We start from the raw sequence: 19,960 nt of genomic DNA, 5'->3' as shown, positions 1-19,960 counted from the left end.
AACCGCTCAGAACAATTACTGTTGCATCAGCCGACCAGCGCGCATCCCAACGCATTTCGCCGAGACCGAACGGCGGACGCGCGGTGGCTTCTATATGCCTTCGAAGAGTATCGGCCCGAAGGCATATTCACTGATCTCGAGAGGTAGCTCTATGAATTGGGTCCGTGCGCGAGCAGGCCTCGTGCGGGCGCTGACAGGTGTGATCACGGCATGTTGCCTGATCCTGGTGGGACTGCCGTCGGCGGTCGCCGAGGATGTCCCGGCTCCTCCGCCCCCTTCCGGCCTGCAGCGCGGTATCGATGATGCCCTCCCCCCGCCACCACTGCCTGCCGCACCCGCACCGCCCATCGGCGAGCTACCGCCGCAACTGGCCGCCCTGTGGCACGCGGTGCAGTCCCCGCCGACGGGTGACCCGATTTTCGACACCTGGCCGGCCGGAGTGGACCGGATGGCCCCCGGTGAGGTGATCGAACAGCGTGACATCACCGCGGTCGCCGCGCCGGGGATCGCCGCACCGCTCGGCCGTGCGGTGTTGCTGAAGTTTCGATCGACGGCCGCGGCGGGGGCGCCCTCCTTCGGCACGGCCACCCTGGTAGTTCCGGCGGCGGCCTGGACAGGTCCCGGCAGCCGGCCGGTCCTGGTGGACAATAAACCGATCAACTCCCTCGGGCTGCGTTGTACGCCCGGCTACGCGATGGCGCACGGACAGGACGGCACCAGCAGCAGTGCCATCGACGCGTTGACACCGACGACCGAGTCGGCGATGAACCGCGGGTACGCAGTGCTGATTCCCGATCACGAGGGCCCGTTCATGGCCTACGCGGAGCCGAACGTCGCCGCACACGTCATCCTCGACGGCATTCGCGCCGTGCGCTCGCTGCCCGGTTCCGAGTTCGGTGCCAGCCGCTTCGCGCTGACCGGATACTCCGGGGGCGCGATCGCCTCCTATGCGGCGGCCATGCTGCTCGGCGACTACGCGCCCGAACTGGCCGATGTGGTCGTGGGCGCTGCGATGGGCGGACTGGTCACCGACAACAGGGTCGTCGCGAACAGCTTCGACGGCAAATTCGCCTCCGGAGTACTGCTGGCGGTCGTGCTCGCCTACGCCCGCGAACACCCCGAAATCCTGGACAACATGAACCATCTGGCGCAGTGGGTGGCGACGTCGCCGATCAACAACGCGTGCGGCGAGGCGCTCGGCCCGCTGGGTGTGGTCGGCATACCGCTCGAAGTCGCCGCCGATATTCCCCACCCGCTCGACAGCGCTGTCGCCGACGAGATCTTCGCCCGCACCGATCTCAGTGACCGGACCTCGGCGGTGCCGCTGTACATCTACCACGCCGCCCACGATCTCTGGATTCCGCTCGCGGGGGCACAGCAGCTCTATCGCACGCAGTGTGCCCGCGGTGTCCCCGCGGTCTTCCGCAGCGAGCCGGGTGAACACGTGACCGGTCTGGGCACCGGATTCCCCGGTGCGTTCGCCTGGCTCGATGCGCGTCTGCAAGGCGAGTCCGCGCCGAACGAGTGCTCCTAGACCCTAGGTACCACAATGCCTTTCGCGCCGAGAGGCAGCCGGTCGGGACCTCGTTGCCGGCTCGCCGCCGGACGCCCTGCCGCAGCTGAGCGGGGTTCCGGTGTGGCGGCCACCCGCGCCTGATTGGTTCGTAGTCCGAACTATTGTCGGCTAGACTTCGCGTGGGAGGTGTGATGGTCACGACGGCGGACGGGTCTGCACAACTGGGGGTTGCCGCGTCTCTGGTGCGGTTGTCGCATGTCGTGCAGCATGTGTTCGCGGACGTCGGTCGTCGGCATGAGCTGACTCCGCAACAGCTACACGTGTTGTGCATGCTGCTCGATGGTCCGGTCGGAATGTCCGAGCTGAGTCGGATGATGCATCTGGAACGGTCGAGCATGACCGGCTCGGTGGACCGTGTCGTCAAGCGTGGCCTGGTTTCCCGGATGCCCGACGCCAACGATCGTCGTGCGTGCGTCGTCACGCTCAGCGACGAGGGCAGGCGGCTTGCCGTCGCGGCGCACGATGACGTGACCGCTCGACTGGAGGCTTTGACGGCGGACATCGATAGCGAGGACCGCGAGCGGTGGCCGCGGGTTGCCGAGCGGATACTGGCCGCGCACGACCCGGCATGGGTGTCGCGGCGCTGACGGGCTCTCGGGCCCGGTCAGGCCGTGCCGAGGCCGAAACGTGCGAGCGGCTCGACGAGCACGCTCTCCTCGTACGCCAAATGGTCGAGCAGGGTTGCGGCGAGAAGGTCGAACGCGGCGCGTACCGCGGTGATGTCGTCCGGGGTCGCGATGAACGCCAGCAGCGCGCGGTCGAGATGTTCGATGGTCTCGTGGACAGTCCGGTGCTCTGTCACGAGGCGGTCGATTTTCGGTGCCAACGTCGGATCGGCCCGCCGTAGATGCGGAAAGATCACCCTGTCCTCCCTGGTGTGATGGCCGGCGAGCATCCGGCAATAGGCCGCACAGTGAGCGCCGACCACTCGACTGGATTGCTGCCGGGTCAAAGTCGCGAGGCGTGAGCGGACGGCGCCGGCGTTCACCACGCTCATCTCGACCAATGCGATGAGTTCCCCCAACTCGGCGAGCTCGCGACGCAGGTAGTCGTGCGCCTTGACCAGCTGTCGGCCCGCGTCCAGTGGTGGGCCGCTGGACACGGGCTCGTCGTGATCGGCCTCAACCATGGGGCCGCGACCGGTTCGGGGACAGTGGGAGAGACTCCGCCCGAGGCATGCTGTCCGGTCCTGCCGTCGCCGGGCGCCCGAGCCCGCGCGGCTCGTGCTGGAGGTCGGCGAGTGCGGCCGCGCGGAAGATGTTCACGAGGCGACCCGGGCCACCGGCTGCTCGGCACGGGACGTCGCCGGTTCGTGCCGCGCCGTGAAGAGCGCGGCCACGACACCCGCGGCCGCCGCGCCTGCCGCGAGCCAGAACAAGGTGCTGAAGGTGGCGTCGGACGTCAGACCGCTGCCGATCACCGCGGCGGCGAGCGCGGTACCCACGGCGCTGCCCACGGTGCGGGCGATGTTGTTGATGCCGTTGGCAGTTCCGGTCCGTGCCAAGGGCACGTTCTCGGCGATCAGCTTGGGCAGCGAGCCCATGACCAAGCCGGCACCGGCGCCGACGATCGTGTAGAAGACCGCGTGCTGCCACATCCGGTCGTGAACGAGGACGAACAGCAGCGAACCCGACACGAACAACGCCCAGCCGCCGGCCAGCGGCCAGCGCGGCCCCAACATCGTGGCGATTCGGCCGACCGCCATGCTCGTCGGCACCACCGCGAGCATTCCGGGCAACATGAGCAGGCCGGCCACGGTGATCGTGGACCCGAAGCCGACACCTGTGGCATCCGGTTCGAGTTGCGCGTACAGCGGCAGGGCCAGATAGAAGAAGTACGAACCGGCCCCGAAGAGAAAAGCGGCGGCGTGTGTCAACAGCATCGGCCGGTCGCTGAGCTCACCGATATCGAGAAGGGCGTCGCTCCTGGGCCGTTCCACGGCGATCAGGGCGACACCCAGAATCACCCCGACCGCGAAAAGGCCGAGCACCGAAGCCGAGGACCATCCCCACGACGGCCCCTTTGCCAGACCCAGCAGGATCGCGACCAGGCTGCCTGCGAGCAGCACGGCCCCCGGCCAGTCGAGCCCGCCTCGCGCCGTGTGCTGGTCGGCGGGCACCCACAACGCCGCGAGCAGCAGACTCACCAGCGCGAGCACCGCACCGAGGACGAACAGGTACCGCCACGAGAAGTGGTCGGCCAGCAGACCTCCGACGATCAGACCCGCGCCGCCGCCGGCCCCCACCACGCCCGACACCAGGCCCATGGCGAAGGGCAACCGCCGCACCGGCAGCGCCTCCCGCAGGATTCCCATCGCCAACGGCACCAACGCCAGTGCGCACCCTTGGACAGCGCGTGCGGCGATGAGCTGGCCGATGTTCTGCGCAGCCGCGGCACCGGCCATTCCGATCGCGTAGACGGCGAGCACCGCGAGCGTGACCTTGCGCCTGCCGAACTGGTCGCCGAGCCGCCCGAGCAGCGGCGTCGCCACTGCACTGGACAGCAGGAACGCTGTGAGGATCCAGGCCGACGTCGTCGGGGTCGCGTGCAACCGGGTCTCGAGCAGCTTCAACGCCGGAACGACCACGGTCTGCATGAGCGCATACCCGAAAACCGCCACGACCAGCGCGATGAGGGCCTTGGTCCCGGAAGTGTCCGAACGCTGCTCCGCCGTATTCACACCACACCTACCCGGGCCGCGAGGAGAGCCATGATCGAATACCCTTCGTAGTACGAACTATTCGCAATACGAAGCACATTAAGGGAACCGGGTGTCAATGGTCAACCGGCACAAGCTTCACCGAGAGATGGAGCCGGTCCGGCTCTGCATCATTCAGTCGGGCCGCGGCAGGAAACCGTAGAGGAACGTGCGCACCCCGGTCCGCGCGATCTTGTCGATCTCCGATTCCATTGCCGCCGCACTGAACTCGGCCTTATTGGTGGCCGTATCGGTGATCAGCGCCATGAAGTGCTGAGCCGTCGTCTCCGGGTCGTCGGTTCGCAGCCGACATCGCCCGGCCAGTTCCGCCATCCTCGCGGCCAGGGCCCGGCGTGCCCGCAACGGCCCGGCCTCCCGCCACGCATCGCGCAACTCCCGGGGGAACTGCTCGGACTCGACCTTGAGTTGCCGAACCATGTTGAAGTGGTCGGTGAACTCCGGCGCCGGCCGAAGCCACTCCGTGGCCAGACCGATCAGCGCCTCCTCCAGATCGGTGACGTCGGTGAGCCATCGGTCGATGAGCGCCTCACGCGCAGAAGCGACCTGAGTGGAGCTCTCCATCAACACCGTCGAGAACAGCTGCTCCTTGTTGTCGAAGTGGTTGTAGATAGTGCGCGTGGAAACTCCTGCCTCCGCGGCAATCGCGTCGATGCTCGCACCCAGGTAACCCACCCGGCCGAAGACCCGCCGCGCGGCCCGCAGGATTGCCTCGCGTTTTTCGGTCGAGCCGCGCGGCCGATCTTCCGTTGTCGCCTGTCCAGCCATTACAGCTCCCATTCCGCGAGAAGTACAGTGATCGTTTTACACATTGCCATACACGTTGTACTGTACCTCTCGGAGGGTCTGCAGCGATGCCCGCCGGGCCGCTCCCTCACTCCTCGTTTGCTTCCCGCCGACGGAAGGCTTTCCCGATGTCCCCAGCCAGAGTCAGGTTGCCGAGACGGATCCTGCTCGCCACCGCGCTGATGGCCGTAGCCGCCGCGTGCGCGCCCGGTCCGACCACCACGTCCGGCGCCGGCGGCCCGCTACGGATCGCACTTCCCGCCGATCCCACCTGTCTGGACCCACAGCAGACCGGCCAGCTCGCGGCGATGGACATCTCCCGCTCGATCGTGGACACCCTCACAGATCAGGACCCGGAGACCGGCCGGATCGTGCCGTGGCTGGCGGAGTCCTGGACGATCTCACCGGACGCCCGCTCGTTCACCTTCGTCCTGCGCCCCGGCGTCACCTTCAGTGACGGCACCACGGTCGACTCCACCGCTGTGAAGTCCACTTTCGACAGCCTGAGCAGATTGCCCGCCAACGGCGCCCCGGCCTACATCCGCGGATACACCGGCACGACCGTGGTCGACCCGCGCACGTTCACCGTGTCCTTCGCCATGGCCAACGCCCAGTTCCTGCAGGCGACCTCCGGCGCCGGTCTCGGCATCCTGTCGGCAGCCACCGCTGCCACCCCGCTGGAGCAGCGCTGCCGGGGACAGTTCGTCGGCTCGGGTCCGTATGTGCTGGACCACTACACGGCCAATCAGGAGGTCGTGCTGCGGAAGCGGTCCGATTACACCTGGCCGTCCTCGATCGCCACGAACAAGGGCGCGGCCCATATCGACGAAGTCCGATTCGTGTTCGTGCCCGAGGCCGGAGCCCGCACCGGTGCACTCAGTTCGGGCCAGGTGCAGATCGCCGAGAACATCCAGGCAACCGACCAGAACCTGTTCGACGGCAACGGGTTCCGACTACTCGTGACGTCCGCGCCCGGCGTGGCGCCACCGTTGTCGCTCAACCACGCCGGAATTCTGTCCGACCAGCGTGTGCGGCAGGCCCTCTCGCTGGCCATCGACCGTCGAGACCTGGTGGACTCGGTGGTCGGCACACGCGCCGAACCCGCGACGAGCGTGCTGTCCTCGACGACGCCGTTCTACACGCCGACCGACAACCTCCGCTACGACCCCGTCGAGGCCGGGCGACTGCTGGACGAGGCAGCGTGGGTGCCCGGACCCGACGGCATCCGGGTCAAGGACGGCCGAAGACTCACGCTGAACTGGCTCATCCCAGCCCCGATGCCGGCCCACAACGAATACGTGCAGCAGCGGTTGCGCCGCATCGGCGTGGACGTGCAATTGAACGTGGCCCCACCGGCCAAGTACACCGAACAGCAGGCGGCGGGCAACTTCGACATCACCGCCGTCGCGGTGACGCGCGCCGATCCGGACGTGCTGCGCAACCTCTTCTACAGCAAGGGGCAGAACCTCTGGCACCTGCCGCCGACCGAGCTCGATACCTACTTGGAGCAGCAGGCGGCCGCGGTCGACGACGCGACGCGGCAGGAGGCCGTCACCAAGGCCGTGAGCTGGATCCTCGCCCACGCGGACACCGTCCCGCTGTACGAGAACGCCCAGGTACACGGGGTGGCCCAGCAGGTCGGCGATCTGGAGACCGACGCCTCGACGCGGCTCGACCTGCACGACGCACACCTGGGAGAGAGCCGTCCGTGATCCGCTACCTCGCGGGCCGCGCTGCCCAGGCGGTGTTCGTGATCTGGGCGGCGTTCACGATCACCTTCGTCGCGCTGAGCCTGCTGCCCGGTGATCCGGTGGCGCTCATGTTGAACGGCCGGGGCGGCGGCGAGACCGCTACGCCCGCGGAGATCGCCGCGGCCAGAACGGAGTTGGGATTCGACCGCCCGGTGTGGGAGCAGTACGTTTCCGCGCTGGGCGGCGCCGTCCACGGCGACTTCGGCCGGTCCATCCAGACCGGGCAGCCGGTCTCGGAGATGATCGCGGCATCGCTGCCGGCGACACTGCAGCTCGGCGCGACGGCGCTCACCTTAGCGCTGCTCGCCGGGACCACGCTGGGCGTGCTGGGCGTGCTGGCCGGGTCGTCGTTCGGCCGCCAGGTGGCGCGGTCGGTGCCGGCATTCGGGATCTCACTGCCCTCGTTTTGGGTCGGGTTCGTGCTGATCCAGCTCTTCTCGTTGCGGTGGCACCTGTTCCCGTCATTGGCCGGCACCGGGTTCACCGGGCTGGTGCTGCCTGCCTGCACGCTGGCGATTCCCGGCGGCGCGCTGGTGGGGCAAGTACTCGGCAAGAGCCTGCACACCACGCTGCAAGAGCCCTATGTGGAGACGATCCGCGCCACGGGAGCGAGCCGGCTGCGGGTGCTGCTCGGGCACGGACTGCGCAACGCAGCCATTCCGACCGTCACGGTGACAGGGCTGCTGGTCGGCAACCTTCTCGGTGGCGCCGTGGTCGTGGAGACGGTCTTCTCCCGGCCCGGCATGGGCCGCGATATCTACTTCGCGGTGTCCACCCAGGACCTCCCGGTGGTGCAGGGTGTCGTGGTGCTCGCCTCTGCCGCGTTTGTGCTGGTGAACCTGGCGATCGACCTGCTGTACCCGGTCCTGGACCCGCGTATCCGCTCGACGGGAAGACTACCGGTGGCGGCATGAGATCACTACGTTTCGCGGTCACCCGGCCCGGGCTGGTCCTGTCCGTCCTGGTGCTGACAGTCGTCCTCGGCTGGGCGGTGTCGCCCGGGCTGTTCACCGATCGGAGCCCCACCGAGGGCACCTCCGCCGACCGGTTCCGGGCACCCGGCTGGGCGCATCCGTTCGGCACCGACCAGCTGGGGCGGGACGTGTACGCCCGCGTCGTACACGGCACGGAGCTGTCGCTGCGCGCAGCGGTCGCGGCGATCGTCATCGCGTTCCTGGCCGGCGCGGCAATCGGGCTGGTGGCCGGATTCTTCGGCGGCTGGTTCGACGCGACGGTCATGCGGATCGTCGAGGTGGCGCTGTCGATCCCGCCGGTGCTGCTCTCCCTGGTGGTGATCAGCGCGCTCGGGTTCGGCACACTCAATGTCGGTATCGCCGTGGGTATCACCAGTATCGCCGGGTTCGCCCGGCTCATGCGCGGCGAGGTGCTGCGCGTCCGCACCGCCGCGTACGTCGAGGCCGCCGTCCTGACCGGATCGCGATGGTGGCGCCTGCTGCCCCGCTATATCCTGCCTGCGGCCATCGGGCCGGTGCTGGCGCTGGCCGCACTCGATTTCGGCCTGGTCGTGCTGGCCGTATCGTCACTGAGCTTTCTCGGTTACGGCCAGCCGCCACCCGCGCCGGAGTGGGGCTCGCTGGTCGCCGACGGCCGGAACTATCTGGCCATCGCGTGGTGGCTGACCACCTTGCCCGGACTCACCGTCACGGCTGTCGTGCTCGCCGCGAACCGCTTGTCCCGGGTCCTGGAACGAGAACGGAGCCTGTCGTGACGACAGTGGCGACCGAGACCGAGACCGTACTGCGCGTCGAGGGACTCCGGGTGAGTTACCGGACCGAAGCGGGACGGCACCTCGCGGTCGACGGTGTGGACCTGGCGGTACCGGCCGGGCAGATCACCGCGGTGGTCGGCGAGTCCGGGTCCGGCAAGAGCACCACTGCCCACGCGATCCTCGGCCTGCTGCCGGGCACCGGACGTATCGAAGCCGGGCAGATCGCGTTCGCCGACCGCGACCTGACCAGCCTGTCCGAAAAGGACTGGCGAGCGGTACGCGGCAGGCAGATCGGGCTCATCCCACAGGACCCGGCCGTCGCACTCGACCCGGTGAAACCGGCCGGACAGCAGGTCGCCGAGGTGCTGCGCGTGCACGGCCTGGCCCGCGGCGCGCCGGCCCGGGCGCGCGCGGTCGAACTGCTCACCGAGGCAGGCCTACCCGAGGCCGCCGCACGAGCCCGGCAGTACCCCCACGAACTGTCCGGCGGGATGCGGCAGCGGGTGCTGATCGCCATGGCCATGGCCGCCCGACCACGGTTGCTCGTCGCCGATGAGCCGACCTCTGCCCTGGATGTCACGGTGCAACGGCAGATCCTCGACCATCTCGAGGAACTCGTGGCACGCACGGGCACCGCGATCCTGTTGGTGACGCACGACCTGTCGATGGCCGCCGACCGCGCTCAGCAGGTCGTGGTGATGCGGCAGGGTACGGTGGCCGAGGCTGGGCCGGTGTCCGAGATTCTGCGCTCGCCCCGGCACGCCTATACGCGGCAGTTGCTCGCGGACGCACCGGCGTTGGGTGCGCGGGCGCGGGCGCGGCCGGCGCCGGCACAGACCGGCGAGGCGCTGCTGAGCGTGGTCGCCCTCGGCAAGTCGTTCCCCGTCCGCGGCACCGGAACACTGCGCCGGCAGCGGCGCACAGCCGTCGACGACGTGAGTTTCGACATCCCGCGCGGTACGACGCTGGGGCTGGTCGGTGAGTCCGGCTCCGGCAAGACGACCACAGCACGGATGGTGTTGGGTCTGGAGCGACCGACCACCGGCACGGTGCGACTCGGCGAGCAGGACATCACCGGCGTCCGCGGCGCGGCCCTGCGGCAGGTCCACCGGCGCGTGCAGCTGATCTACCAGAACCCCTATGCCTCGCTGAACCCCCGGTTCACCGTCGCGGAGATCCTTACCGAACCGTTGCGCAACTTCGGAATCGGCGATCGCGCCGGGCGGGTGGCCCGACTGCTCGATGACGTGGCCTTGCCGGCAGACGTCGGCGGCCGCAAGGCCACCGAGTTGTCCGGCGGGCAGCGGCAGCGTGTCGCGATCGCCCGCGCGCTGGCATTGGAACCCGAGCTGCTGGTGTGCGACGAGCCGGTGTCCGCCCTCGACGTCACCGTGCAATCCCAGATCCTCGACCTCCTCGTCGCGCTGCAGGCGGAGCGAGGACTGTCGTACTTGTTCATCTCGCACGACCTCGCGGTAGTCCGCCGGATCAGCGACCGGGTCATGGTGATGCGCCGCGGTCGGGTGGTCGAGTCCGGGCCCTGCGAGGAGGTTTTCACCCGGCCCCGGCACCCGTACACCGAGGAACTGCTGGCCGCCGTTCCCGGCCTCGGACGCACTACCGTTACGAAAGGATCACCATGGACCTAGGGCTCATCACGTTCGGCAGCCTGCTGCCCGATCCACTCACCGGCACCACGCTGTCCCAGCAGCAGCGGCTGGCCGACGTGGTCCGCGCCGCCAAGGTGGCCGAGGACGCCGGCTATTCCTGGTACACCGTGGGCGAGCACCACTTCCGTGACCGGGACGTCATCCCGAACCCGGCGCTGGTGCTGGCCGCCATCGCGCAGGAGACCTCGACGATCCGGCTGGCCACCGGCACCACTCTGGTGGCCAACCGCGACCCGGTGCTGCTGGCCGAGGACTACGCGCTGCTCGACCTGCTCTCCGACGGTCGGCTCGAGCTCATCGCCGGCGCCTCGTTCTTTCCCGAACCGTACGAGGTTTTCGACCAGGCGCCGGACAGCAGGGCCGCACGCAAGCGGGAGAACGTCGAGTTGCTGATCCGGCTGTGGACCGAGGAACGGGTCACTTGGCACGGACAGTTCCGGCCGTCGCTGGAGGATGTGCTGGTGCAGCCGCGACTGCTGCAGAACGCCCCGCCGTTGTGGATCAGCGGTGGCGCCAACCTGGAGTCCGTCGCGCTCGCGGTGGAACACGGGCTGCCCATGGTGTTCGGCACGACTGCCCGCGAGCCGGCGAGTTTCGTGCCCGCGTTCGAGTCCTACCGGACCCAGTGGGGCGAGCGGCACGCGAGCCCCTCACCACGCCTCGGCGCCGCCAGCCATGTGTTCGCCGCCCCGACATCGCAGGAAGCCCGGTCGCAGTGGGCGGACTATATCGAGAGCTATCTCAGCGCGCGGCACACCGGGCCGCTGGACTTCGACGACTACATCGGCGAGAACGGTCCCGCGCTGTGCGGGAGCCCCGCCGAGATCGTGGACAAGCTGGGTCGGCTGCAGGAACTCTGGGGTCACGACCTGCATCTGCTGGCCATCGATATCGGCGGGATCCCGTGGGCCGCGGTCCAGGCCGCGAGCGAGTTGATCGCGTCGGAGGTGCTGCCGCACGTCCGCGAAAGCAGGGTGGTCACGGATGCTCGACGATGATGTCCGGGAGCTCGCCGCGGCACGCAGCCTGGGTATCTTCACCACCCTGATGCCGGGCGGCACGCCGCAGACCAGCGTCGTGTGGCCGCACGCCGACGACCACCACGTCCTGATCGGCACCAACACCTCCCGGCAGAAGTACCGCAATGTCGTCGTCGATCCGCGGGTGAACATCCTGCTGCTCGACCAGGCGAACCGGCGCCGCTACATCGAGGTGCGCGGCCGGGTGGTCGGCATCGAAGAAGGTGCGGCCGCGCTGGCGCTGGCGCGTACCACGTTCACGAAATGGACGGGCAAGCCGGAGATCCGGGCCGCGGAGGGCGAGCGCGTGCTGCTACGGGTCGAACCCGACCACATCCACCGGAAGGAGTGAACTATGGGCCTGACCATACCGCCGGTGGTCGATCTCGAATGGGTCCGCGAGCACCGGGACGGGCTGGTATTCGCCGACGTCCGCTGGTATCTCGACGGCCGCAGCGGGTACGACGCCTATCGCGCCGGGCACCTGCCCGGCGCGATCTGGGTCGACGTCGACACCGACCTGTCCGCCCCGTCGACCTTCGAGGGAGGCCGGCATCCACTGCTCGCGCCTGCCGAGTTCGCCGCCGCGCTCGGCGAACTCGGCATCGCGGAGACCGACACAGTCATCGCCTACGACGACAACTGTGGTGCTTACGCGGCCCGCCTGGTATGGCTGCTACGGCGCCTGGGCCAGGACGCGGCACTGCTCGACGGTGGTCTCGCCGGATGGCCGCACCCGCTGGAGACCGACCCGGTGACACGCACACCGGTGCACAGGCGGGTGGTTCCCTGGCCCGATGTGTTCCGGACGGCCGATGAGGTCGCCGTGGCCGCAGCCACCGGCAAGGCGGTCGTCCTCGACGCCCGGGCACCGCAGCGCTATTCCGGGGAGAGCGTTCTGCCGACCGACCGCGCGTCCGGTCACATTCCGGGTGCGGTCAATGCACCATGGGCGGAGAACCTGGACGAGAGCGGACGGTTCGCGCCGGACCTGCGCGCGCGGTACGCCGCTCGCGGGGTGACCGGGGGCCTGGACGTGATCGTCTACTGCGGCAGCGGCGTGACGGCCTGCCACGACCTGCTGGCACTGGAACTTTTCGGCGTCACCTCGGCGGCGTTGTATCCCGGGTCGTGGTCCGCCTGGTCGGCGGATCCGTCCCGGCCCATAGCAACTGGAGAGGGAACATGAGCAAGATCTGGGGCAAGCGGCTGGGTTTCGGGGCCGGCGGCGTGGTGCGTGACGTGAGCGTGAACCAGCTGCGGGATCTAGCACAGAGCGCCGACGAGCTCGGGTTCGACCTGTTCACCCTGAGCGACCACCTGCACAGCGAGCGGCCCACGGACGAGCCGTGGACGGTCCTGAGCTGGCTGGCCGGGCAGACCCAGTCGATCGAGCTGGGCACGAATGTGCTCGGCCTGCCGTACCGGGATCCGCCCGTTCTGGCGAAGATGGCCGAAACGCTCGACCGGGTGTCCGACGGGCGATTCGTACTGGGCCTGGGCGCGGGCGGGTACGACCACGAGTTCCACGCGTTCGGGCTGTCGGTACGCCGTCCCGGGGCGAAGATCACCGCCCAGCGCGAGGCGATCGCAATCCTGCGTGGGCTGTGGTCCCGCTCGCCGTTCTCGTTCCAGGGCACGGAGTTCTCGGTCGAGGAGGCGCGGATCGATCCGCTACCCGAGCGTCCCATCCCGATCTGGCTCGGTTCGTACGGCCCCCGCGCGCTGGAGCTCACCGGGCAGATCGCCGATGGCTGGCTGCCCTCGTTCGGCCGTATCGACCTCGCGCAGGCCGAAACCATGCGCGAGGTGGTACGAAACGCCGCCGAGGCGGCCGGGCGGGACCCGGACTCCATTACCTGCGCGTGCAACATCGTCACCCATGTGGACCCGGGGCAGGTCTCCCGGCCGGGACTGATCACGGGCGGGGTGGCGACCGTGGTCGAGCAGTTGGTGGCGGTGGTGGAGGCGGGTTTCACGTTCCTGCTCCTCGGCCCGGCAACGGTCGAACAGCAGGAGCTGCTGGCGCGCGAGGTGATTCCCGCCGTGCGCGCCGAAGTCGCCGAGCGCGGCCTGCTGCCTGCTGATCGGCAGCGGTCGGGATAGCGGCAACTCGCTCAGACCGAACTACGTGCGTCGACGACTTCGCCGATCCACGGCAGAACCGCGGCGCGGACATCGACTGTTCGCGGCAGCAGACCGTTGGTGTGCAGCAGATCTGCGGACCGCTGCTGTTCCTCGAGAAATTCCTCGGTGACCGAGCCGATCCCGAAGGGCCGGCCACGCAATGCCGCCTCCCAGCGATCGAGATCAGCGGTGCCGCCGCGGCGTTCGGCGTCGGCGACGAAGAAACGTGCTGCCGCACGCGGGTCGGCGACGATCCACGCATCCGATTCCTGCAGGGCCGTGACGATCGCTTCGAGCTCCGGGCGGTGATTCTCGGCGAAGTCGCGCCGGACGAACCACAACGACGGGTGGCTGAAGAGCCCGTCGGTGTCGACGAGCGTGTGTACCTGCGCGGTAGCCTCGACCTCGGCCAACCCCGGGTACGCACCGACCCACGCGTCGATATCGCCGCGCACCAGCGCGGCACCGCCGTCGTTCACGTCGATATCGACCGGCACGATATCGGACCAGCGCTGCCCCACCCGGTCGAGCGCGAGCAGGGCCAGCGTGGTCTGCCACGACCCGTGCGCGATCCCGACCCGCTTGCCGCGCAGGTCGGCGACGGTCCGGATACCGGAGTCCGCGAGGCTCACCAACCGCCCGTTCTCGACGCGAGGACCGGAGATCCCGACGTACACCAGGTCACGTCTCTGCCCCAGGCCGGTGATCGGCGGGGTGAACCCGGTGCCGATGAAGTCGTACCCGCCTTCCTCGAACAACCAGTCCGAGTGCAGTGTCGGCAGCCCGGTCCGGGGATCGGCCCGAGGCGGAGCGGGTAGCTCGCGCAGGTCCACCCACTCGACGTCACTGAGGTGGCGTTCGAGCAGGCCGTTGTGGCGCAGCACGAACAAGGAGTTGTTGTTCGGGAAGTAGCCGATACGGACGGTCATGGAAAAGCTCCTCTTCTGCTGTATATCAGACGAGACCGCGGCGGCGAGCCTCGTCGAGCAATCCGCTCCGACCCCACTGCGCCACCAGGTTCGTGGGGTCGAAGTCGACAGAGCCGCCGACGAGTTCACCGAGCGCCTGGTACTGGGCGCCCTCTTCGAGCAGGACCACGAATTTGGCGAGATCGAGCAGACCCGACCGGCCGATGACGTTGACGCCGCCGTTGGCCTCGAAGATCGCGACGAGGTCCGGGTCGTCGACGAGGCGGTCGAGGATGAAATCGCCGGGCGCCCGGCTGCGGTCGATATGGGCGGGGATGTCGCGGGAAAGGGTCAGCCGCTGCGAGGCCGCGTACTTGATGCGCAGTGTCCGGTGGGTCTGTGCCCATCCGCCCAGCCACGGCGTGTGCACGTGCACGATCGAGGTGATCTCGGGGTGCTTGCGGAACACCTTGGCATAACCGGTGACGAATCCGGCCGGACCGTCACCGGCCAGTACTTCTCCGTCGAAGGTCGCGAGGATCGGCTTCGCGCTCCGGTCCTGCGCCCACGGGCCGGGCTCGTTGAGCGCGACGGCCAGCTCTTCGCCGGGCACTCGCTCGACGAAGTTCACGGTGCCGTTGGCAGAAACGGTCCCGGTTTCCCGGAACACACGGAAAGCGGTGTCGGCGGCGCGGCGCGCGTCGTCGACGAAGGCCTCGACCGTGGGGGTGACGCGGGCTTCGGTGCTGGTCATGATTCTCCTATCGGGTGGAACGGGTGCGAACCCGGGTGGGCGTGGTGCGCCGGAGGAGCGGCAGCACTTCTTCGCCCACGCGGTAGGCCTCTTCGAGGTGGGGGTTGCCGGCGAGGATGAAGGCGTCCACGCCGAGGTCGATCAGTTGGTCGAGGCGTTCGGCGATCTGTTCGTAGCTGCCCACGAGCCCGAACGCCGGCCCGCCGCGGATGAGGCTGAATCCGCACCACACGTTGGGTTGAACTTCGAGGTCGCGGTAACCGGTGATGTGCTCCGGCACCCAGCCTTTGATCCGGGCGGCGCCGACGGAGTCGCCCTGGGCGGCCCGGTCGGCCGCCGCACGGTCGACGGACGCCCAGCCCTTCTCGAGCTCCGCCCACGCGGCCTCTTCGGTGTGCCTGGCGACGATGTCGATCCGGACCGCGAACTTCGGTGTGCGGCCCGACTTCTCGGAACGCGCCCGGACCCCGTCGAACTTCGCCCGCAGGTCGTCGAACGGTTCGAGCCAGGACAAGTAGTAGTCGGAGTGCCTGCCCGCGGCGTCCACGGCGGCACCGGACGAGCCGGAGAAGTACACCTCCGGGAAGGGCTGGCCCGTGAGCAACGGCGGCAGTGCCGCACCCTCGGCCTTGAAGAACCGCCCGTCGTAGTCGAACGGCCTGCCGTCCCATACTCCACGCAGCACATCGAGGAACTCCGAGGTGCGCGCATAGCGGTCGTCGTGGGCCACCTTGTCGCCCCACCACAACTGCGGTGCGCCACCGCCGCCACTGATGATGTTGTAGACCAGGCGTCCCCCGGTGGCACGCTGCAGGCTCGCCGACATCCGGGCAGCCTGCAGCGGGTGCAGGAACCCGGGCTGGAACGCCACCATGAAGCGGTAGGTGTCGCTCTCCCGGGCCAGCGCGGACGCGGTGGCCCACGGATCCTCGGTGACCGGGAAGGAGGGCAGGAGCCCACCGACGAATCCCGCGGACTCCGACGCCTTCACCACCGCGGCCATATGGTCGATGTAGCTGTATCCGTCCAACCTGCCGCCGCGAATCGCAGGGGCGATATTGCCCGGCCCGTGGCCGCCGGCGTGCCCGCGGTTGTAGCGACGGGGGGTGCGTAGCGACGCATGGTCGCCCTCCATACCGATGCGCCAGTAGAAGTCCGTGCTCACGCCTGGTTCTCCTGTCCGACGAGGGTGCGGCCGGCCGGGTCGACGAGATGCAGCAGGTGCTCTCCGGCCCGGTGCAATTCCTCGATGTGCGGATGCCCGGTCAGTTCGAATATCTCGATACCGCGCGTCCGGTAGTCCGACAGTGCGTGCGCCACCTGTTCATAACTGCCGACCAGGCCGATCGAACGGGTGTAACCGATGCGCCCGAAGCCCGACCATCGGGAGCCGTCGAGGGCGAGCGCCCGGACCTCGGCGTCGGCCGCCCCCGGATACACCTCGCGCCACTGGCGCAGGACGCGCGCCCACGCCTCGGCCTCGGTCTCCCGGGCGATGACCGGCAGGGCGAGTCCCGCGCGCACGGTGCGCCCGGACCTGCTCGCCGCATCCCGCAAGGACGCCACCGCGTCATCCGCGCCGTCGGCGGTCTCGTCGAACACGTGGACATCGCCGTGCCCGGCCGACAGCTCGATTGCCTCGCGCGAATTGCCCGCCAGGTGCACGATGGGAAACGGCAGACCCGACAGGATGCCACGGAATCCGCCGTCGACGACGTCGTAGTATTCGCCGGCGAACTCGAACCCGGTGCCCCCGAACCGTCCGGGCAGCACCTGCTCCTCGTTCCACACACCACGTGCGACGGTGAGGAATTCGGCGGCCCGCCGGTAACGATCGGCGCCGCTGACCCGGTCACCGCGAGCCGCGGCGTCGGCGGCGTCGGTCTCCACGCGCAACCGCCAGTCGAGGCGGCCGTTCGAGAGTCGTTGCAGGGTTGCCGACAGCTTGGCCGCGTATACGGGTGTCCCGAACGCCGGATGGAATTCGACGCCGACTCGCAGGTGCCGAGTCTGCCGCAGGGCCGAGCCGGCGACTACCCACGACTCCTCTCCCTCGGGATCGTAGGGGGCGACGACACCGTCGAGTCCGGACAGTTCGGCGGCGAGGACGACCTGATCGAGGAAATCGAATCCGTTGCGGTGGGCGGAGACCGAGCCGATATGGCGCCCGTCCCCGCGCACCGGAAGTTCCCAGCGGAACTCGGTCACGACGACGCCTTTCGTTCGGCGGCGAGTTGCGCACTCGCCTGTCGCAGCGGCTCCGGGGCGACCCACGAGGCGAGATCGAAGTCGGTGGCGAGGAATCCGTGGGTGTAGAGGAACCGCTTCTGCACGTCGAGCAGTTCGATCCGCTCTTCGGACAGCGTCGGGTGCAGGCCACGGTGGAACGTGCCGCCGTACGCGGCCTCGACTCCCGCCGCGCCGGAGAAGGTTTCCCGGGCCAGTACGGTGCGGACCTCGTCGAGGTTGCCGGCGGCCCAGTCCGCGGCCCGCAGCGTCTGGGTGAGGAACCCGACGACCAGATCGGGCCGGGACTCCAGCAGGTCCGCGTGCACGGTGATCGGGCGCGGGGTGCCGTTGTTGACCCGCGAGCGCTTCGATTCGGTGGCATCGAGATCCACCGCGGTACGCAGGCCGTGCTCGCGGGCGACCTCCTGAGCGCGGGCGCCCTTGACGTAGATCGCGTCGACGTCACCGGCGAGCAGTGCCTCCACACCCCAGGTGGTGATCCGGCGACCCGCAGTGTTCTCGCCCCGTACCTGAGGGTTGCGCTCGACCGCGACCTCGACGGGCCGGACATCGGCGAAGGTCAGCCCGCCGAGCGCGAGCGCCGCGGCGAACCCGTGCAGAGCCATCGCCCGGGGGAAGCTGCGGGCCCGGTCCTGCGCCCAGGCGGGGACCGCGATCCGCAGCCCGGCCAGGTCCCTCGGCCCGGAAACGGCTGAATCGGGCGCCACCAGGATCGCTTGCGCTTCATCGATCCAGGTCAGACCGATCAATCTGGTGGGTGAACCCTCGGCCCGTGCGGCGAGTGCGGGGACGTTGCCACCTTCGCGGATCAGCCCCAGCAGCTGATGGTCGAAGTGCCGCGGCGCCAGTTCGGGACCGGCATCCTGCAACACTCCGAGACCGACCCCGGCCGCGGCGGCGGTCTCGCCCAGCCAGCCGAGACTGTGCGCCAAACCGCTCGCGGTGGGTACGGGGCACCGTGTGTACCAGAGAGTGTCGAGGACAGTGTCGGATGCGGCGGTCATCGCGTGCTCCTTCAGATGGTCGTGGGGGAAGGTGTGCGGCCGACACCCAGCTCGGCCAGGAAATTCGCGCGGTAGCGCAGGGACTCCGGATCGGTGCGGTCCCGGGGGCGGGCGAGGTCGATATCGGTGTCGACGGCGAACCGGCCCTCGTTGAGGATCAGCACCCGGTCGGCCAGCCGGACCGCTTCGTCTACGTCGTGGGTCACCAGTAGCACCGCCGGCCGGTGCCGCGCGACGAGGTCGCCGACCAGATCCTGCATCTGCAGGCGGGTCAGCGCGTCGAGAGCCGCGAACGGCTCGTCGAGCAGCAGCAGTTCCGGTTCGCGGACCAGCGCCCGGGCCAGCGCCACCCGCTGCGCCTCGCCACCCGACAGCGTCGCGGGCCACTGGCGCGCCTTGCCCTCGAGGTTGACCTCGGCCAGGGCGCGGGTGGCGTGCTCCTTCGTCGCCGCGGTGCGGCGCTGCCCGATGGTGACATTGCCGAGGACCCGCTTCGACGGGATCAACCGCGGCTCCTGGTAGACGGTTGTCCGGCGGGACGGTACGAGAATCGTTCCCCCGTCCGGCTTCTCGAGACCCGTCAGCAGCCGCAGCAGGGTGGTCTTTCCGGTTCCGGACGGCCCGAGGAGGACGACGAACTCGCCACGGCGGATCTCCAGGTCGATCCCGTCGAGAACGGTCTTCTCACCGAACTTCTTGTGCAGGCCGGTGATCGACACCGCGATCGGTTCGCCTTCTCGGCGGGCGGTGGCCGACGCAGGGCTCTGGGTGCGCGAGGACAGCGGAGGTAGCGGAGCTTCGGGGCTCATCGGGCAGCCACCTGTGCGCGCCACGGCATCGCGAACCGTTCGATGATGCGGACCACTCCGTCGAAGATCAGGCCCAGTCCCGCGTACAGCACTACGCAGAGCACCATGTAATCGGTGCGGTTGTACTCCTGTGCGAGGGTCACCAGATATCCGATGCCTTCCCTGGTGCCCACCTGCTCTGCCGCGATCAGGCCGGTGATCGCGATGGAGAGGCATATCCGCAGTGCCATCAGCACTCCGGGAAGTGCCGAGGGAAGGATCACCTCGAACACCAGGCGCGGGCCCCGCGATCCGAAACTCCGCGCCGCCTCGACCATCTTGCGATCCACATTGCGGACGCCGAGATAGGTGTAGGCGTACATGGGCCCGACCGTGGCGAACGCGATCAGCAGCACCTTGAACGTCTCGTCGATACCGAACCAGGCGATGAAGAGGGGAACCAACGCGAGGAACGGAACGGCCCGGTTGATCTGCATCGTGGAGTCCACGAGTTCCTCACCGAGACTGGACAACCCGGAGACAACGCCGAGGACCAGCCCGGTCACGACCCCGAACAACACTCCGAGAGCGGCTCGATCGAACGAGGCGATCGAGAAGTCCACGAGCTGACCGGTCTGGTACAGCTCCGCGAAAGCTGTCCACACCTTCGGTGGTCCCGCGAGGATCTCCTCGGGAATCACACCCGTCGCCGAGCCGATCCACCACACCGCAACGAGCAGGGCGGGCACGAGAAAGCGCAGCGGAATCGACACCCACCGGGGCCGGCGACGGCCGGCCCGGTATCGCGGCGCCTCCAGGTCGGGTTCCCCGAGGCGCTGCCCGGGGCCGCCCTTCGCGCGCGGCGTCGTCACGGTGGCCATC

The 19,960-nt window shown here is 68.9% G+C and carries 20 protein-coding genes; 10 read left to right on the top strand and 10 right to left on the bottom strand.

Annotation, left to right across the window (positions count from 1 at the left end; genetic code table 11):
• Nucleotides 1-151 precede the first annotated feature (151 nt).
• Nucleotides 152-1,534, top strand: coding sequence for a lipase family protein (locus tag OG804_RS03970; RefSeq protein WP_328393962.1), 1,383 nt, complete (start codon nucleotides 152-154; stop codon nucleotides 1,532-1,534).
• Between the two features lie 173 nt (nucleotides 1,535-1,707).
• On the top strand, nucleotides 1,708-2,163 hold the full coding sequence (locus OG804_RS03965; protein ID WP_328393960.1) for a MarR family winged helix-turn-helix transcriptional regulator: 456 nt from the start codon (nucleotides 1,708-1,710) through the stop codon (nucleotides 2,161-2,163).
• 17 nt (nucleotides 2,164-2,180) lie between these two features.
• Here OG804_RS03965 and OG804_RS03960 read toward each other — a convergent pair whose 3' ends face one another.
• The 3 genes from OG804_RS03960 to OG804_RS03950 all read right to left on the bottom strand — a co-directional run bounded on the left by OG804_RS03960 (nucleotide 2,181) and on the right by OG804_RS03950 (nucleotide 5,060).
• The gene (locus OG804_RS03960; RefSeq protein WP_328393958.1) at nucleotides 2,181-2,705 is read right to left on the bottom strand and encodes a hemerythrin domain-containing protein; all 525 of its coding nucleotides are present in this window, start codon (nucleotides 2,703-2,705) and stop codon (nucleotides 2,181-2,183) included.
• A gap of 132 nt (nucleotides 2,706-2,837) precedes the next feature.
• A complete protein-coding gene (locus OG804_RS03955) occupies nucleotides 2,838-4,256 on the bottom strand; it encodes an MFS transporter (protein ID WP_328393956.1) in 1,419 nt (472 codons plus the stop codon).
• A 153-nt stretch (nucleotides 4,257-4,409) separates the two neighbouring features.
• Nucleotides 4,410-5,060, bottom strand: a complete 651-nt coding sequence (locus OG804_RS03950) for a TetR/AcrR family transcriptional regulator (RefSeq protein ID WP_328393954.1) — start codon at nucleotides 5,058-5,060, stop codon at nucleotides 4,410-4,412.
• A gap of 146 nt (nucleotides 5,061-5,206) precedes the next feature.
• Here OG804_RS03950 and OG804_RS03945 point away from each other — a divergent pair, with 146 nt between their 5' ends.
• From OG804_RS03945 to OG804_RS03910, 8 genes are read left to right on the top strand one after another with little or no spacing between them, the layout of a single operon-like run.
• The gene (locus OG804_RS03945; RefSeq protein ID WP_328393952.1) at nucleotides 5,207-6,790 is read left to right on the top strand and encodes an ABC transporter substrate-binding protein; all 1,584 of its coding nucleotides are present in this window, start codon (nucleotides 5,207-5,209) and stop codon (nucleotides 6,788-6,790) included.
• The gene (locus tag OG804_RS03940; protein ID WP_328393950.1) at nucleotides 6,787-7,743 is read left to right on the top strand and encodes an ABC transporter permease; all 957 of its coding nucleotides are present in this window, start codon (nucleotides 6,787-6,789) and stop codon (nucleotides 7,741-7,743) included. The genes OG804_RS03945 and OG804_RS03940 overlap by 4 nt, the downstream gene beginning before the upstream one ends.
• Nucleotides 7,740-8,558: an ABC transporter permease gene (locus tag OG804_RS03935; protein ID WP_328393948.1), complete on the top strand. Its 819-nt coding sequence runs from the start codon at nucleotides 7,740-7,742 to the stop codon at nucleotides 8,556-8,558. The genes OG804_RS03940 and OG804_RS03935 overlap by 4 nt, the downstream gene beginning before the upstream one ends.
• Complete coding sequence (locus OG804_RS03930; protein ID WP_328393946.1) at nucleotides 8,555-10,207, top strand: ABC transporter ATP-binding protein; 1,653 nt, start codon at nucleotides 8,555-8,557, stop codon at nucleotides 10,205-10,207. Before OG804_RS03935 ends, OG804_RS03930 begins: the two co-directional genes overlap by 4 nt.
• A complete protein-coding gene (locus tag OG804_RS03925; protein ID WP_328393944.1) occupies nucleotides 10,198-11,226 on the top strand; it encodes an LLM class flavin-dependent oxidoreductase in 1,029 nt (342 codons plus the stop codon). Before OG804_RS03930 ends, OG804_RS03925 begins: the two co-directional genes overlap by 10 nt.
• A complete protein-coding gene (locus OG804_RS03920) occupies nucleotides 11,213-11,599 on the top strand; it encodes a TIGR03618 family F420-dependent PPOX class oxidoreductase (RefSeq protein ID WP_328393942.1) in 387 nt (128 codons plus the stop codon). The genes OG804_RS03925 and OG804_RS03920 overlap by 14 nt, the downstream gene beginning before the upstream one ends.
• A gap of 3 nt (nucleotides 11,600-11,602) precedes the next feature.
• On the top strand, nucleotides 11,603-12,436 hold the full coding sequence (locus tag OG804_RS03915) for a sulfurtransferase (RefSeq protein WP_328393940.1): 834 nt from the start codon (nucleotides 11,603-11,605) through the stop codon (nucleotides 12,434-12,436).
• Nucleotides 12,433-13,353, top strand: a complete 921-nt coding sequence (locus tag OG804_RS03910) for an LLM class flavin-dependent oxidoreductase (RefSeq protein ID WP_328393938.1) — start codon at nucleotides 12,433-12,435, stop codon at nucleotides 13,351-13,353. Before OG804_RS03915 ends, OG804_RS03910 begins: the two co-directional genes overlap by 4 nt.
• A gap of 11 nt (nucleotides 13,354-13,364) precedes the next feature.
• On the opposite strand, the gene OG804_RS03905 is transcribed toward OG804_RS03910, so the two are convergent.
• The 7 genes from OG804_RS03905 to OG804_RS03875 are packed head-to-tail and all read right to left on the bottom strand — an operon-like array spanning nucleotide 13,365 to nucleotide 19,959.
• Entirely contained in the window at nucleotides 13,365-14,303 is a 939-nt protein-coding gene (locus OG804_RS03905; RefSeq protein WP_328393936.1) for an ABC transporter substrate-binding protein, read from the bottom strand.
• Nucleotides 14,304-14,328: 25 nt separating this feature from the next.
• A complete protein-coding gene (locus tag OG804_RS03900) occupies nucleotides 14,329-15,036 on the bottom strand; it encodes a class II aldolase/adducin family protein (protein ID WP_328393934.1) in 708 nt (235 codons plus the stop codon).
• 7 nt (nucleotides 15,037-15,043) lie between these two features.
• Nucleotides 15,044-16,201 (bottom strand): LLM class flavin-dependent oxidoreductase, encoded by a 1,158-nt coding sequence (locus OG804_RS03895; protein WP_328393932.1) that lies wholly within the window; start codon nucleotides 16,199-16,201, stop codon nucleotides 15,044-15,046.
• Nucleotides 16,198-17,244: an LLM class flavin-dependent oxidoreductase gene (locus OG804_RS03890; protein WP_328393929.1), complete on the bottom strand. Its 1,047-nt coding sequence runs from the start codon at nucleotides 17,242-17,244 to the stop codon at nucleotides 16,198-16,200. The genes OG804_RS03895 and OG804_RS03890 overlap by 4 nt, the downstream gene beginning before the upstream one ends.
• Nucleotides 17,241-18,290 (bottom strand): ABC transporter substrate-binding protein, encoded by a 1,050-nt coding sequence (locus OG804_RS03885; RefSeq protein WP_328393927.1) that lies wholly within the window; start codon nucleotides 18,288-18,290, stop codon nucleotides 17,241-17,243. The genes OG804_RS03890 and OG804_RS03885 overlap by 4 nt, the downstream gene beginning before the upstream one ends.
• A gap of 11 nt (nucleotides 18,291-18,301) precedes the next feature.
• Nucleotides 18,302-19,099: an ABC transporter ATP-binding protein gene (locus OG804_RS03880; RefSeq protein ID WP_328393925.1), complete on the bottom strand. Its 798-nt coding sequence runs from the start codon at nucleotides 19,097-19,099 to the stop codon at nucleotides 18,302-18,304.
• Nucleotides 19,096-19,959 carry an ABC transporter permease gene (locus tag OG804_RS03875; RefSeq protein WP_328393923.1) on the bottom strand — a complete coding sequence of 288 codons (864 nt, stop codon included), beginning with the start codon at nucleotides 19,957-19,959 and terminating at the stop codon, nucleotides 19,096-19,098. The genes OG804_RS03880 and OG804_RS03875 overlap by 4 nt, the downstream gene beginning before the upstream one ends.
• Between the last annotated feature and the right edge of the window lies 1 nt (nucleotide 19,960).

Source organism: Nocardia sp. NBC_00416 (assembly GCF_036032445.1).
GTDB lineage: Bacteria > Actinomycetota > Actinomycetes > Mycobacteriales > Mycobacteriaceae > Nocardia.
Note: the sequence above shows the minus strand (reverse complement) of the source record. Positions and strands in the feature narration are given on the sequence as shown.